The following is a 15,013-nucleotide window of genomic DNA, read 5'->3' as shown; positions in this document are numbered from 1 at the left end:
TTAAAATTAATCGAATAAGGTTGTACGGGTCTTCCAAAGCGGGTATATTTAATTATTCTCGACTTATTTTATTGGATGTATGAAGGAGAGCAAACAAGAAAAGTACGACAAAGCATATTTGCGAATGGCCTTGGAATGGGGAAAACTTTCCTATTGCAAAAGAAGACAGGTAGGGGCCATTATCGTTAAGAATAGAATGATCATTTCCGATGGGTACAACGGAACACCCACGGGATTTGAGAACATATGTGAAGACGATGAAGGGTATACCAAATGGTATGTGCTTCATGCGGAAGCCAATGCCATTTTAAAGGTGGCAGCCTCAACCCAATCCTGTGAGGGGGCCACATTGTACATTACCTTGTCCCCGTGTAGGGAATGTAGCAAATTGGTGCATCAGTCTGGCATAAAACGTGTGGTGTACCAAACCGCGTACAAAGACGATTCAGGATTGAAATTTTTGGAACGGGCCGGCGTTGAAATCGTGCACATGCCCGTTCTGGAGGAAATGGTGTAAGCCTCAACTCTTGCTATTATGAAGAAAATTAATGGATATATCTGGCCCACATTGCTGGCCCTTGCGGTAGCCATAGGGATTTTTATAGGGGGGAAACTCCATTTTAACGATACTCCGGAAAAATTGTTTTCCACCAATTCCAAGAAGGATAAACTCAACCGACTTATAGATTACATCGACTACGAATATGTGGATGAAATTGATACGGACAGCATCGTGGATGTGACCGTGAACAACATTTTGGGCAAGCTGGATCCCCATTCCGTATACATCCCCAAGAGTGAAATGGATGAGGTATCCGAAAACATGAAAGGCGATTTTGCCGGAATAGGCGTCAGTTTTTACATGTACAGGGATACCATTACGGTGATACGGACCATTAAAAATGGCCCCAGTTATATCAGTGGCATAAAACCGGGAGATCGGATATTGACAGCCAATAGCGATACGCTCTTTGGAAGAAGGGTGCCCAACAATGAGGTGGTCTCCAAACTCAAGGGCAAGATAGGGACCAAAGTGGATCTTAAAGTGTTTCGAAAGTCGGAGAACCGTACCATGGATGTCACGGTTACCCGTGGGCATGTACCCATTCGAAGTGTGGATGCCTACTATATGCTCACCAAGGATTTGGGATACATCAAGATCAATCGCTTTGCGGAATCTACTTTTAAAGAATTCCAGGATGCCCTGAGAAAACTGAAATTAAGGGGAGCCGAGAAATTGGTGTTGGACTTAAGGGATAATCCCGGGGGTTATCTGGGCATTGCCGAGAAATTGGCGGATGAGTTTTTGGAAGATGACAAGCTGATTCTCTTTACCAAAAACAAGAAGGGAAGAATAAAAAAGGCCTTTGCGACCAGCAAGGGTGATTTTGAGAACAAACCGGTATATGTACTGATCAATGAACGTTCCGCATCGGCCAGTGAGATCATAGCGGGTGCCCTTCAGGACAATGACATAGGGACCATTGTGGGGAGGCGTTCCTTTGGAAAAGGACTGGTGCAGCGAGAAATGGACCTGGGAGATGGTTCCGCAGTGCGACTCACCGTATCTAGATACTATACCCCAACAGGCCGTTCCATCCAAAAATCCTATAAAAAAGGAACTCGGGACTATTACCAAAAGTTTATGGAACGCTATAGCAATGGGGAGTTGGTATCCGCAGACAGCATAAAAGTGGCAGATTCCCTAAAATTCCGTACCCCAAAAGGAAAAATTGTCTATGGCGGGGGAGGTATCATTCCTGATGTTTTTGTGCCCATTGGAAGTAATGAGGAAGAGGCCATTGAAAGTATGGACGACACCTACCAATTCTTTTCCCGATTTGTTTTTGAACACTTGGAAGAGGATAGAGGCAGATACGCTTCCTACAGTATGAACCAATTTTTGGAGGAGTTCCGTGTGGATGATATTCTTTTTGATCAGTTCCTCCAATTTGTGCTGAACCGGAAGATAAAGATGGACTTCTATGCCCAAGAGGACAAGATAAAGGCCTACATAAAAGCCAATATTGCCGAACAGTTGTTTTCGCCCAACCTATCTGCGGAAATCAAAGGAGAATATGACGCCATGCTCAACAAGGTACTGGAATTGGATACCATTACATTTGACCAACCCGAAGTGGGTGCGGCCATTAAAAAATAAGGGATTAATTGTCCTTTATCTTTTTTTCAATCTTTTTTGAGGTCATAAAGATCAAAAGCAGTACAATGGCGCACAATGATGCCACGATTCCAATCAAGGCAATGGTGCTGTCCCCTTGAAAAGGGTTTTCAAAATCCACCAAGGTTACATTATAAGCGATTAGCCCCAAGGCCAAGACAATAAGCACAATACTGAAGGTTCTGTTCATAAGCGAATTTTAAATGCCGTGCGTAAAGAGCTCATTGATATTGGCGGCAAATAGTTTTACGGCAATCGCCAAAAGAATAACCCCAAACACTTTTCGGATAATGTTGAGGCCATTTTTACCCAATACGCGCTCAATTTTGGCACTGGATTTCAGTACCAGATATACAAAGATAATGTTTAGGATAATGGCAACAATGATGTTTTCCACATGGTATTCCGCACGGAGCGCCAACAGGGAGGTCATGGTTCCGGCCCCGGCAATAAGCGGAAATGCAATGGGAACAATGGAAGCGCTTTCCGGTTCATCATCTTTATAAAGGCTAATGCCCAAAATCATCTCAATGGCAAGAAAAAAGATGATAAAGGAACCTGCCACGGCAAAGGAGTTCACATCAATTCCTATCAAAGACAAGATTCTTTCCCCCACAAAAAGGAAGGCTACCATGATACAGGCTGCCACAATGGAGGCTTTTTCCGATTGAATATGTCCTACCTTGTTTCGCAATGAGATAATGATCGGGACACTTCCTACAATGTCTATCACTGCAAAAAGAATCATGCTGGCGGTCACTATTTCCTTAAAATTGAAATTCATGGCTGTATTTTTTTCAGTCTGCAAATGTACGTGTAAAAAAGACTTTTGGATGATATAAAAATGTTTGGAAAAGGTCAAATTTTGGGTTTTGGACTACCTTTGTCCCAAAACAGGCATAAATATGTTCCAAATAGGGAAAACCATAGTGTCCGAGGAGATTTTGGAGAACGATTTTGTGTGCAACCTGAATGCTTGCAAGGGCGCTTGCTGCGTAGGAGGGGAATATGGTGCCCCGGTAGAGGATTCAGAGACCGATATCTTGGTCAACATCTATCAAGAAGTAAAGCCATACTTGCGCCCTGAGGGAATCAAGGCCATTGAGGAACAGGGGGCTTTTGTAAAGGGAGAGGATGGCGAATGGGAAACACCTTTGGTAAACAACAGCGAATGTGCCTACGTTATTTTTTCGGAGGATGGCATCACCAAATGCGGTATAGAAGCAGCGTATGAAGATGGTGCCACGAAATGGAAAAAGCCCATTTCATGCCATCTTTATCCGGTACGCACCCGGGAATATTCAGAATTTACCGCGGTGAACTACCACAAATGGGAAATATGCGACCCGGCCTGTAGCCTTGGCAAGGAGTTAAAAGTGCCCATCTATAAATTTGTCAAGGAAGCCTTGATCAGAAAGTTTGGCCAAGCGTGGTACAGTGAACTGGAAGAGGTGGCGTCTGGTAACCCGGCTTCTAAATCGTAGGAATGTCTAAAATGACTTTGGTACCCACTGGATTCCCTCCTTCATCAAAAAGGTCCACGATATCCACATCAAACTTGTTCTGGTAATCTTTTGAGAAATTGGCCAGACGTTCCTTGGTTATGCGGATACCCACGGATTTTCTTTTGAGCACCCTATTTTCTTTATTGACCTCTGCGGCGCCTCGGCCTACACCGTTGTCCATAATTTCTATGGAGACATGACTTTGGTTCTTACGCTTGACGTTCACATGGATTTTTTTATCCCCATCCTTTGGGGAAAGCCCATGCCATAAGGAGTTTTCCAAAAAAGGCTGTAATGCCAGGGAGGGCATTTTAATATTGGTAGGGCATACACCCTCGTCCACGGTAATTTTAAAGTCTATTTCGTTGGAAAAGCGAATGTTTTCAATATTCATGTACAATTCCACGGTCTCCAGTTCTTCGGCCAAGGTAATTTCCTTTTGGGAAGAGGCCTCCAATATCTTTCGGACCAATTTGGAAAATTTGTTGAGGTAATGAACGGCATTTTTTTGCTCGTTGTTGATGATGTAAAGTTTAATGGAATTGAGCGAGTTGAACAAAAAATGGGGATTCATCTGACTGCGCAGCATGTTCTGTTCCAAGGAAAGCACCCTTTTCTCGTTCTTGCTCTGGTATTGCCGATATAGAATATAAAGGATGGATGATATAAGCCCCACAATGAGGGCGCTGACCAATAGGGTGGTCTGGTTTTTTCGCAGTCTTAGGCGCACGATCTCATTCTCTTTGGCCAATACGGAGATTTGGTTGTTCTTCTTGTCAGCCTCATAACGGACAATCACATCGTTCATGTACCTTAGGTTGGTGGCATTAGAGATCTGGTTGCTATATTCATCCGCCTTTTTGAAGTACTCATAGGCCTTTTGATAGTTTTCCCGGGCCTGTTCCAGATCCGAAAGCTTAAGATACCCATTGAGCATGTTGCTGGGCATGTTGTGGCTTTTCGCCATTTCCAGTCCCTCTTGGATAAATGTATTGGCCTTGTCGTACTGTCCCAATTTGGTGTAGGCCCATCCGGTGTTTATAAAAACCGAAGAGGTAATGGAAAAGTCGCCTATTTTTTTGGATTCCTTGTGCAGCGGCTCCAAGAGTACAATGGCGGCATAAGGCATATTTTGTTTCAGATAAATTTGGGCCAAGCTGTTTTTGCAAATGACCCTGCCATAGGCAGAGTTGATTTCCTCATTATAGGCCAAGGATTTTCGATAATTTTCCAAGGCTGCCTCCAAGTCCCCCTTTTGTTCCAAGCAATCCCCGATGTTCTGATGGTTAATGGCCAGACCAAGCTTGTTTCCGAGTTCCTCTTCCAATTTCAACGCCCTTTTAAACTGTGCAATGGCCAAGTCGTACTGTTCCAAGGTTTGGTATAGGTTTCCAATGGAGTTCAGGGAAATATTGATATGTCGTTTAATATGATGGGAAGGATTTTCCACTTCTTCAGCCAACTCCATGGCTTTTTGATGGTAGTCCAAGGCTGTTTTTATGGCGTCAGTTCGCCTGTAGACTACCCCGAGCATGTTCAGGCTTAAGACCTTTAGTTCGGTATTGTTGGCGCTCTCCGAAAGCTCCAAGGCTTTTTCGTGTAGGTCGGCCGCTTTCTTGTATTGGGAGATGTTTCTGTATTTGGTCCCCATTAGGTTAAGGGCGTATGCCTCTCCTTCCAAATAATTGTTTTCCCTGGAGAAGTTGGCAAAATAACGCAAGAGCGTGGTATCCCTTTTCTCGGATTTCAACTCGGTATCCAATGCCACATAGGTTTTGGGCACCAATTGTACGATTCTTTCCACCTTTTCCTTGAACGCTTCGGGAACTTCTTGGGCGTAAGGCGCTCCTATGAACAAAAGGAAGACCATGGATAATAGAGTTACCCTTTGCAGTCGACCTAATTTTTCGATGTGTGTGGACTCTATTTTGGACACAGGGATTAAGGGGGATTACAGCATATCCAAAAAATCGGATTTTTTTTGCCGGGAGACAGGAATCTTGTGGTTGGACTCCAAGACCACATAGCCGTCCGTTTTTAGAAATTCTTTTATCTTGTTCAGGTTGATGATGTAGGAATTGTGTATCCTGAAAAAGCTGTTATCAGGTAAGAGGGCATTTACCTCTTTGAGTTTTTTGGTGAGAAGTATTTTTTGCCCATCGCTCAAAAAAATAGTACTGTAGTTTCCGTCAGATTCGGCATACAGGATGTCGTCACTGTTCAGGAACAATAATTTGCCGTCTGTATTGATGGTTATCTTTTTGCTGTGGGACTCCGCATTGAAGTTCAGTAGAATCTTTTCCAACTTATTGACGGTCAAGTTTTTGGCATTGAATTTTTTGATCTTTGCAATGGTCACTTCCAAATCGTCAGTATCAATGGGCTTGAGTAGATAATCTATGGCTTCGTTCTTCAAGGCCTGTAGGGCATACTGGTTATAAGCTGTGGTAATGACAACGGGGAAGTCTTTGTTTTTAAGGCTTTTTATGAACTGAAACCCGTCCATGGCCGGCATTTCAATATCCAAAAAAAGGCAGTCAGGGGTATTGCGTTCCAGATACTCCAAAGCCTCATGGGCATCGGTAAAGGAAGCCACAATATCCACCTCATCGCTCAAGTTGGTCAATTCCCAACTCAAGCTTTGTAGGGCCTTTATTTCGTCGTCAACAATAACAGCTTCTAGCATGCTATGGTAATTAGGTATATCAAATTTATGATTATTCTTTCAACGCGTCCTTAAATTATGTGCTAATGGATGTATTACACGTATAATCGGTAAAAAATGCCGAATCAAGCGAAAAAGCTCAGCTTTTGGGCTTGTATATCAAATTTTTAACCAAATGTTCAAGGATCCCAACACCAATTATACATAAAAGCCAACCGTTTATACATACCCATGGAGGGACGGTGGCATTGTTGGCTATCTTGGCTCTGTCAAAAATTGGGGTGCCATAAACTACTGTTATGAGAAAATGTGTTGTATTGTTTATGATTTTGGTGGCGGCTTTGATTTTTGCGGCAATTTCCGAGAAAAAGGAATTGAAAATACAATCGCATTGGAATGAGATGGCTGTTGAGAGCAACCATCTACCCAGATAAAAAGTTCATATACATATTGCCAAGACTTGTACGGCCGCAGCAACCATTCTCTTGATTATAGAAACCGCTTGCAAAATAAAATCTTCGGTCTGTCCAGGGGTCAATTTTGGTTTTTAGGTTTCGGGGGAACTACCTAAATATTCCAAAGATCCTATTGGGAAGGCATGAAGAAGGCCGTACTGTTTGGTAATATTTCATAAGCTCCTGAGTTTAATCATCATAAAAACAAGACCAAAAAGTATATTTTTGATATACTTTTTGGTCTTTTTCTTTTTGGGCGTCCAACACCAAAAACTTATCATTTTTTCCATTTTGGTCAAACCCAAGAAACATCGTTGGCGACCCTAGATTTCAACAGTTTGTGTTAAAAACTTTGCCCCGGTTTTGCAAAAACCAACTTTACAATCTAACAACAATTTTGAATCTTTGTTAGCCTATTCGCATGGAAATTTCCTTCCAGATTATAAACCTTTAGCAACAAGAAACTATGTCGGTAGCCATTGAACCCATATTGCAAGAAAACAAAGACAGATTTGTGATTTTTCCCATAGAGCATCATGATTTGTGGGAATGGTACAAAAAATGTGAGGCTTGTTTTTGGACTGCCGAGGAAATAGACCTGCATCAAGATCTCACGGATTGGAACTCCAAGCTGAATGACGACGAGAAATATTTCATAAAGCATATTTTGGCCTTTTTTGCCGCTTCGGACGGGATTGTGAATGAGAACTTGGCAGAAAACTTTGTGAATGAAGTGCAGTACTCCGAGGCCAAATTTTTCTATGGGTTCCAGATTATGATGGAGAACATCCACTCCGAAACCTATTCGTTGCTCATAGACACCTATGTGAAAGATGAAAAGGAAAAAAATGTGCTCTTCAAGGCCATCGAGAATTTCCCTGCCATCAAAAAGAAGGCGGATTGGGCCCTGAAATGGATAGAATCCCCAAGTTTTGCAGAGCGTTTGATAGCTTTTGCCGCGGTCGAGGGAATTTTCTTTTCCGGTGCGTTCTGTTCCATCTTCTGGTTGAAGAAAAGAGGGTTGATGCCCGGACTTACTTTTTCCAATGAATTAATTTCAAGGGATGAAGGAATGCATTGCGATTATGCAGTGCATTTGCACAATAACCACTTGGTCAATAAGGTGCCAAAGGAGCGTATCAAAGACATTATCGTTGATGCCCTGAACATAGAGCGTGAATTCATTACCGAGTCATTGCCGGTGAGCCTCATTGGGATGAACGCAAAACTAATGACCCAGTACTTGGAGTTTGTAACCGACAGGTTGTTGGTGGAATTGCAGTGTGAGAAAGTGTATAATGCCACCAATCCATTCGATTTTATGGACATGATTTCCCTTCAAGGCAAGACCAATTTCTTTGAAAAACGAGTGTCCGAGTACCAGAAGGCAGGTGTTTTGAACAAGGAGAAAGATTCTGATTCGCAAAAAATCAGTTTCGACGCGGACTTTTGACCCATATATTTTTTGTTGACTTTCCATGCCCCGGGAGTCTTCATGACCTTAACCTAAAAATGTTAAAATTTTAACATCGCGGTATGCAATTGGGCAAACACAACATATCAATTCAAATAAAACACTAGTAGCGCCATGTATGTAGTAAAAAGAGACGGAAGAAAAGAGCCGATCATGTTCGATAAGATCACGGCCAGGGTTAGAAAACTTTGTTATGGGCTTAATGCCCTAGTGGACCCCGTTAAGGTGGCCATGAGGGTCATCGAAGGGCTTTATGATGGTGTTACCACCTCAGAGCTGGATAATCTGGCGGCCGAGATTGCGGCCACGATGACGACAACTCACCCGGATTATGCAAAACTGGCAGCCCGTATTTCCGTTTCCAATTTGCACAAGAACACCAAAAAGTCTTTCTCAGAGACCATGAAGGACTTGTACGAATATGTAAACCCAAGGACAGGAAAAAAAGCCCCCTTGTTGTCCGATGAGGTGTTCAAGGTAATTTCGGAAAATGCGGATACTTTGGATTCCACCATCATTTACAACCGGGATTTTGGCTACGATTATTTCGGTTTTAAAACCTTGGAACGCTCTTACCTGCTCAAGTTGAACGGTAAAATCGCCGAACGTCCCCAGCATATGCTCATGAGGGTGGCCGTTGGGATCCACTTGGATGACATGGACGCCGTTGTGGAAACCTATGAGTTGATGTCCAAAAAATATTTTACCCATGCCACGCCGACCCTTTTCAACTCGGGGACGCCAAAGCCGCAGATGTCATCCTGTTTCCTTTTGGCGATGAAGGACGATAGCATCGATGGGATTTACGATACCCTAAAGCAGACGGCCAAGATATCACAGTCGGCTGGGGGTATTGGCCTATCTATTCACAACATTAGGGCAACAGGATCCTATATTGCAGGAACCAATGGAACCTCCAACGGTATTGTTCCCATGTTGCGTGTTTTCAATGACACGGCAAGATATGTGGACCAAGGTGGTGGAAAAAGAAAGGGAAGCTTCGCCATATATGTAGAGCCATGGCATGCCGATATTTTTGACTTTTTGGAACTTAAAAAGAACCATGGGAAGGAAGAAATGCGGGCCAGGGACCTCTTCTATGCCATGTGGGTGCCGGATTTGTTCATGAAACGAGTGGAGGCTGATGACACATGGACCTTGATGTGTCCCAATGAATGTCCAGGATTGTTCAACACCCATAGCGAGGAATTTGAGGCCCTGTACACCAAATACGAAGCCGAAGGAAAAGGAAGAAAGACCATCAAGGCCAGAGACCTTTGGGAAAAAATATTGGAGTCCCAGATAGAGACTGGTACGCCCTATATGCTGTACAAGGATGCAGCCAACAGAAAGAGTAACCAAAAGAATTTGGGGACCATCCGCTCCTCCAATCTCTGTACCGAGATTTTGGAATACACTTCGCCGGATGAAGTGGCCGTTTGTAATTTGGCCTCCATTGCATTGCCCATGTTCGTGAAGAATGGGGAGTTTGATCATAAAGAATTGTTCCGGGTGACCAAAAGGGTGACCAAGAACCTCAACAAGGTCATTGATCGTAATTTCTATCCCGTTAAGGAGGCCGAGAACTCCAATATGCGACACAGACCTATAGGTCTGGGTGTTCAGGGATTGGCCGATGCCTTCATCATGTTGCGATTGCCTTTTACCAGCGATGAGGCCAAAAAATTGAACCAAGAGATTTTCGAGACCCTATATTTTGCTGCCGTTACCGCTTCCATGGAGCAGGCACAGGAAGAAGGGGCCTATTCCACCTATGAAGGTTCACCCATGTCCAAAGGAGAGTTCCAACACAATCTTTGGGGGGTTAAGGATGAAGAACTTTCAGGAAGATGGGATTGGGGTAAACTCAGAAAAGAGGTCAAAAAACACGGGATACGAAACTCCTTGTTGGTAGCTCCAATGCCTACCGCATCCACCTCCCAGATTTTGGGCAACAATGAATGCTTTGAACCCTATACGTCCAACATCTATACTCGACGGGTACTATCCGGGGAGTTCATTGTGGTGAACAAGCACCTATTGGAAGATTTGGTGCGGTTGGGTCTATGGAACGAAAACCTAAAACAGGAACTAATGAGAGCCAATGGTTCCGTTCAGGGTATCGATGCCATTCCAGAGGACATCAAGGAACTTTATAAGACCGTTTGGGAACTCAGTATGAAGGATATCATAGACATGAGTAGACAAAGGGGATATTTCATTGACCAGAGCCAATCGTTGAACCTGTTTATGGAGAATGCCAATTATCCGAAGCTCACCTCCATGCACTTTTATGCTTGGAAGAGCGGTCTTAAGACCGGAATGTATTATCTCAGGACCAAAGCAGCGGTGGATGCCATTAAGTTTACCTTGGACAATACCAAGAAAAAAGAAGAGCCTGTCAGTGTTGCGGTCGAGACTTCAGAAAACACCGCGGGGGCAACAGAAGCCATAAACGTGGAAGCCGTGGCCGTAAACCAACAGGAAGTGGACATACAGCCCCTAACACCAGAAGAAATGAAAGAAATGATCGAGCGCGCCAAAGCAGGTCAAGCAGATGACGATTGCTTAATGTGTGGATCATAAGTCTGTACTGGACTCAAAACAGTACATGTGATAGTGTTTATTGATTAGATGCCTCGGAAAAGTTCACCCCACCATGAACAACTTCCGAGGTATTTTTTTGCCGTAATTGGGGAAAGGGACAAAAACAAAAAGCCTTCCATATGGAAGGCTTTTATGTGTATAAAGAACAAAACTTACAATGACCAGGCCTTGCCTCCGGTCAGTGTATTTAAATCTCCACAGCCAATATATTCACCAGGGATGGGCAAGTAAGCCAAGACTTCTTCACCTACATATTCTGATGATTTATAAGCCCATGTGGCCAAGTTCCTCAAATCGTTGGCAAAAGAGAAACTGGCAATATCCTCATTGAGGGTGGCTTCTCCTCCCTGTTCTATGGCATCCATATAACTGCTTATGGCTTCAGAGTGAGCCTCCTCTTCCTCATCGGTGCGTTTTTTGAGATAAGTCTGCAAAACAGGCTCTATATCCGTAGCTTCAACATCCATTAGGGATGATTTTCCAGATTCGGCCAAGACCTTATCAAAGAAATTGCCCATTTTCAGTTTTACAAAATCCTGCTGCTCTATTGGCAATACCTCGTTCATGTATGCATCGATAAAAACATGCACATTCATCTCAGTTGCTGAGGGGGTGTCTGTCTTGGGAAGGATTACGTCCAAGGTTTGGGCCAGGGCATACCCCTGTTCTTGGTTCAAAAAAGAAGGAACCCATTCGGCATAGGCCGGTTTGTCCTTGCAGCTTTGAAGCAACCCAAAAAGGGTGGGCGTGGCCACGGCATAGCCAAAGGCCATACCCATATTCTTAAGTGCGGATCTTCTTTCCATTATATATTTCCTTTTTTAAGTTCTTGAACGGCATGGTGAGCGGCTCTTGCTGTAAATGCCATATAGGTCAATGATGGGTTTACGCAACTGGCGGAGGTCATAAAGGCCCCGTCGGTAACATAAACGTTCTTGCAGGCATGCACCTGGTTGTTTCCATTGACCACGGAAGTTTTAGGGTCACGACCCATACGGGCAGTACCCATTTCGTGGATACCCAGTCCTAAGGCGTACGGACGGTCGTAGGGCTCAATATCACGGGCACCTGCCTTCTCAAGCATCTTAACGGCTTGGTCCGTCATGTCCTTACGCATGTTCAATTCGTTTTCCTTGATTTCAGCATCAAAGGTCACGGTAGGTAGTCCCCACTCATCTTTTTTGTCGTAATCCAAGGTCATTTTGTTGTCGTGATAGGGAAGAATCTCTCCAAAGGCGGTCATACCCATACTCCATCCACCGGGGGATAGAACAGCATCCTTGTATTCTTTTCCAAAGGCAGCTTCGGCGATCATTTCCTCATAATTACCGCGACCAGCACCACCTTGGTAGCCATATCCACGGACAAAATCTTTCATGTTGGAGTCTCCGCCCAAGTTTCGGAACCTAGGAATATAAATACCATTGGGCTTTCTGCCTTTGTAGTATTTGTCCTCGAAGCCATCAAATTTTCCACTGGCACCGGCCAAGAAATGGTGGTCCATGATGTTGTGGCCCAGTTCTCCGGAATCGTTCCCCAATCCATTTTCGAATCTATCCGATTTGGATTGCATCAAAATGGAAGTGGATGCGATGGCAGAAGCGCAAAGGAAAATCACCTTGGCCTTAAACTCGAACTCTTCCTTGGTTTCACGGTCGATTACTTTTACTCCAGTGGCCTTTTTGGTATTGGGGTCGTAAATGATCTCGTGTACAATGGAATCGGGTCTTAGGGTCATGTTTCCGGTTCTCTCAGCAGTAGGCAGGGTAGAGGATACGCTACTAAAATAACCTCCAAAAGGACATCCCCTAATACATCTATTCCTAAACTGGCAACGAACCCGGCCATCGCCTTCAAATTTTTTATCACTGTTGATGTGTGCCACCCTACCAGCGGTAACGGCCCTACCATTGAAATGTTCGGACACTTTTCCCCTAAATAGATCTTCCACACAGTTCAACTCCATCATGGGCTCAAACTGACCATCGGGCAATTGGGGCAATCCTAGATTTTCGCCAGAAACCCCAATGAATTTTTCCACTTTATCATACCATGGGGCAATGTCCTTATAACGTACAGGCCAATCCACGGCAATGCCTTCATTTTTATTGGCCTCAAAATCAATATCGCTCCAACGGTAGCTATGGCGTCCCCACATAATGGAACGTCCACCAACGTGGTAGCCCCGCATCCAATCAAAGCGCTTTACCTCATTGTAAGGGTGTTTCAAATCGTTCACAAACCAATGCTTGGAGGCAGCACTGGTGGTATAACCGGTCCTGGATTGTTTTTCCTGTTGTTTTATGTCTTCCCTTGTCGCCTGTCCGGCATGTGGAAAATCCCAAGGGTCCATGTTGGCTGTGGGATAATCATCACGGTGTTTCACCATGGGGCCACGCTCCAAGACCAAAGTCTTGAGTCCATTTTCACAAAGCTCCTTGGCAGCCCAACCACCACTGATGCCTGTTCCCACTACTATGGCATCGTAGGAGTCCTGCTCCTCGTTGTAATAAAATTTACTCATTTATTCGGATTGTTTATTTCCTAAATGTATTAATTATTAAATTAATTTTCTACATTTAAACCCTATGTTTATTGAGAATTCACTACTATAACGTTGTAGTTTTTTGTATTCCATGTGAAATTTTATTATAGAATCTTATGAAGAAACATTTTTTTGCCAAGAATGGTACTTTGGCTGTAGTCGTGTTTGTATTACTGGGAATTTTTTCCTGTAAACAGAACCAGAAAAAGGAGGGAGAGGAGAGCCAAGAAGTGGCCCAAGAGGCAATGACAACCACTGATGACCCCGCCTTTAAAATTTCCCTGGCCCAATGGTCCATGCACCGAATGATACGTGAAGAGGGGATGGATCCCTATCGCTTTGCGGAAAAAGCCAAAGAATGGGGGTTTGAAGGATTGGAGTATGTGAGTGGGTTGTATTATCCAGAATTGGAAAAAGACAACTTTTCCGAAGAAGCCATGAAAAATTTTGTTGAGAAGAGTAAGGCCGAAAGTGAAAAATACGGATTGGCAAACCTGATCATCATGATCGATGGCCAAGGGGATTTGGCAGCAGCAGATGCAAAAGAGCGAAAAGCGGCCGTTGAAAACCACTATAAATGGGTAGATGCCGCAGCTGCTTTGGGTTGCCACTCCATTCGGGTGAACCTGAACGGGACCATGGAACCTGAGGCTTGGACCGAGGCTTCCGTGGATGGACTTACACAACTGTCTACCTATGCCAAGGAAAAGAACATCAACATTATTGTGGAAAACCATGGAGGGCCCTCTTCAAATGCAGCCATGCTCACAGCAGTGATGAAGCAGGTAAACATGGACAATTGTGGTACCTTGCCCGATTTCGGTAATTTCTGCATCAAAAGGGAAGCAGGGGATTATTATGAATCCAAATGCCTGGAGGAGTATGACAAGTACCAAGGGGTGAGCGAGTTGATGCCCTACGCGAAAGCGGTAAGTGCAAAATCCTATGATTTTGATGAAGAAGGCAATGAAACCACCATTGACTATGCCAAAATGATGGAGATAGTAGAGAAAGCGGGCTACTCAGGCTATGTGGGTGTGGAATATGAAGGCAACGAACTAGGGGAGGAAGCAGGAATTTTGGCGACAAAGGAATTGTTGGACAAACTGCGTTAGACGTTCACTATAAGGTAAAGAGGTATGAAGGGATTCTTGCAACAGCTCTTCGATTACAATTTCTACTGTAACAAAAAGCTGATAGGGCAGTTCCATTCCATGGAACAAGTCCCTGAAAATTGTATTCGCCTTTTTAGCCATATCCTTAATGCGCATCACATCTGGAACCAAAGGATATTGCAAAAGCAACCGGACTTTACGGTTTGGCAGGAACAGCCTGTGCAAAACTGGGAAGATATCCATTACGATAACCAAAGGACATCCTTTGAGATCATTACCAATACCGATGACCTTAACAAGAGGGTGGAATATGAAAACAGTGAGGGAAGAACTTTTGCCAATGACGTTAAAGACATTCTTTTCCACGTGGTGAACCATTCTACCCACCATCGAGGCCAGATTATGATGGATTTGCGTGCATCCGGGACAACACCCGAACCTCTGGACTATATTTTTTACAAACGATAA

Annotated in this window: 14 protein-coding genes; 8 read left to right on the top strand and 6 right to left on the bottom strand. The window is 43.9% G+C overall.

Annotated features, from left to right (window positions below; all coding sequences use genetic code 11):
• Positions 1-79: 79 nt before the first annotated feature.
• Positions 80-517 (top strand): deoxycytidylate deaminase, encoded by a 438-nt coding sequence (locus tag ACPD8L_RS09970; RefSeq protein WP_116216829.1) that lies wholly within the window; start codon positions 80-82, stop codon positions 515-517.
• 18 nt (positions 518-535) lie between these two features.
• Entirely contained in the window at positions 536-2,161 is a 1,626-nt protein-coding gene (locus tag ACPD8L_RS09965; RefSeq protein WP_116216830.1) for a S41 family peptidase, read from the top strand.
• Between the two features lie 4 nt (positions 2,162-2,165).
• On the opposite strand, the gene ACPD8L_RS09960 is transcribed toward ACPD8L_RS09965, so the two are convergent.
• Both ACPD8L_RS09960 and ACPD8L_RS09955 read right to left on the bottom strand, forming a co-directional pair.
• Positions 2,166-2,369, bottom strand: coding sequence for a hypothetical protein (locus ACPD8L_RS09960; protein ID WP_116216831.1), 204 nt, complete (start codon positions 2,367-2,369; stop codon positions 2,166-2,168).
• Between the two features lie 9 nt (positions 2,370-2,378).
• Positions 2,379-2,963: a MarC family protein gene (locus tag ACPD8L_RS09955; protein ID WP_116216832.1), complete on the bottom strand. Its 585-nt coding sequence runs from the start codon at positions 2,961-2,963 to the stop codon at positions 2,379-2,381.
• A gap of 121 nt (positions 2,964-3,084) precedes the next feature.
• Here ACPD8L_RS09955 and ACPD8L_RS09950 point away from each other — a divergent pair, with 121 nt between their 5' ends.
• Positions 3,085-3,663 (top strand): DUF3109 family protein, encoded by a 579-nt coding sequence (locus ACPD8L_RS09950; protein ID WP_293303540.1) that lies wholly within the window; start codon positions 3,085-3,087, stop codon positions 3,661-3,663.
• Here the strand turns inward: ACPD8L_RS09950 and ACPD8L_RS09945 are convergent.
• Together ACPD8L_RS09945 and ACPD8L_RS09940 are read right to left on the bottom strand one after the other, a co-directional pair.
• A complete protein-coding gene (locus ACPD8L_RS09945; RefSeq protein WP_423943200.1) occupies positions 3,653-5,554 on the bottom strand; it encodes a tetratricopeptide repeat-containing sensor histidine kinase in 1,902 nt (633 codons plus the stop codon). The genes ACPD8L_RS09950 and ACPD8L_RS09945 overlap by 11 nt on opposite strands.
• 81 nt (positions 5,555-5,635) lie before the next feature.
• Positions 5,636-6,370 carry a LytR/AlgR family response regulator transcription factor gene (locus ACPD8L_RS09940; RefSeq protein ID WP_116216834.1) on the bottom strand — a complete coding sequence of 245 codons (735 nt, stop codon included), beginning with the start codon at positions 6,368-6,370 and terminating at the stop codon, positions 5,636-5,638.
• A gap of 278 nt (positions 6,371-6,648) precedes the next feature.
• On the opposite strand from ACPD8L_RS09940, the gene ACPD8L_RS09935 reads away from it, so the two are divergent.
• The 3 genes from ACPD8L_RS09935 to ACPD8L_RS09925 all read left to right on the top strand — a co-directional run bounded on the left by ACPD8L_RS09935 (position 6,649) and on the right by ACPD8L_RS09925 (position 10,864).
• On the top strand, positions 6,649-6,783 hold the full coding sequence (locus ACPD8L_RS09935; RefSeq protein ID WP_293303538.1) for a hypothetical protein: 135 nt from the start codon (positions 6,649-6,651) through the stop codon (positions 6,781-6,783).
• A 487-nt stretch (positions 6,784-7,270) separates the two neighbouring features.
• Positions 7,271-8,257 (top strand): ribonucleotide-diphosphate reductase subunit beta, encoded by a 987-nt coding sequence (locus ACPD8L_RS09930; RefSeq protein WP_116216836.1) that lies wholly within the window; start codon positions 7,271-7,273, stop codon positions 8,255-8,257.
• A gap of 135 nt (positions 8,258-8,392) precedes the next feature.
• The gene (locus tag ACPD8L_RS09925) at positions 8,393-10,864 is read left to right on the top strand and encodes a ribonucleoside-diphosphate reductase subunit alpha (RefSeq protein ID WP_423943198.1); all 2,472 of its coding nucleotides are present in this window, start codon (positions 8,393-8,395) and stop codon (positions 10,862-10,864) included.
• Positions 10,865-11,037: 173 nt separating this feature from the next.
• On the opposite strand, the gene ACPD8L_RS09920 is transcribed toward ACPD8L_RS09925, so the two are convergent.
• Together ACPD8L_RS09920 and ACPD8L_RS09915 are read right to left on the bottom strand one after the other, a co-directional pair.
• On the bottom strand, positions 11,038-11,691 hold the full coding sequence (locus tag ACPD8L_RS09920; RefSeq protein WP_116216838.1) for a gluconate 2-dehydrogenase subunit 3 family protein: 654 nt from the start codon (positions 11,689-11,691) through the stop codon (positions 11,038-11,040).
• Positions 11,691-13,409 carry a GMC oxidoreductase gene (locus tag ACPD8L_RS09915; RefSeq protein ID WP_293303535.1) on the bottom strand — a complete coding sequence of 573 codons (1,719 nt, stop codon included), beginning with the start codon at positions 13,407-13,409 and terminating at the stop codon, positions 11,691-11,693. Before ACPD8L_RS09915 ends, ACPD8L_RS09920 begins: the two co-directional genes overlap by 1 nt.
• 137 nt (positions 13,410-13,546) lie before the next feature.
• On the opposite strand from ACPD8L_RS09915, the gene ACPD8L_RS09910 reads away from it, so the two are divergent.
• Positions 13,547-14,545, top strand: coding sequence for a sugar phosphate isomerase/epimerase family protein (locus tag ACPD8L_RS09910; RefSeq protein WP_423943196.1), 999 nt, complete (start codon positions 13,547-13,549; stop codon positions 14,543-14,545).
• A gap of 24 nt (positions 14,546-14,569) precedes the next feature.
• Positions 14,570-15,013, top strand: a complete 444-nt coding sequence (locus ACPD8L_RS09905) for a DinB family protein (RefSeq protein ID WP_423943194.1) — start codon at positions 14,570-14,572, stop codon at positions 15,011-15,013.

The sequence above is a fragment of the Flagellimonas algicida genome (assembly GCF_049629585.1).
GTDB lineage: Bacteria > Bacteroidota > Bacteroidia > Flavobacteriales > Flavobacteriaceae > Flagellimonas.
This window is presented reverse-complemented; position numbering and strand designations above follow the sequence as displayed.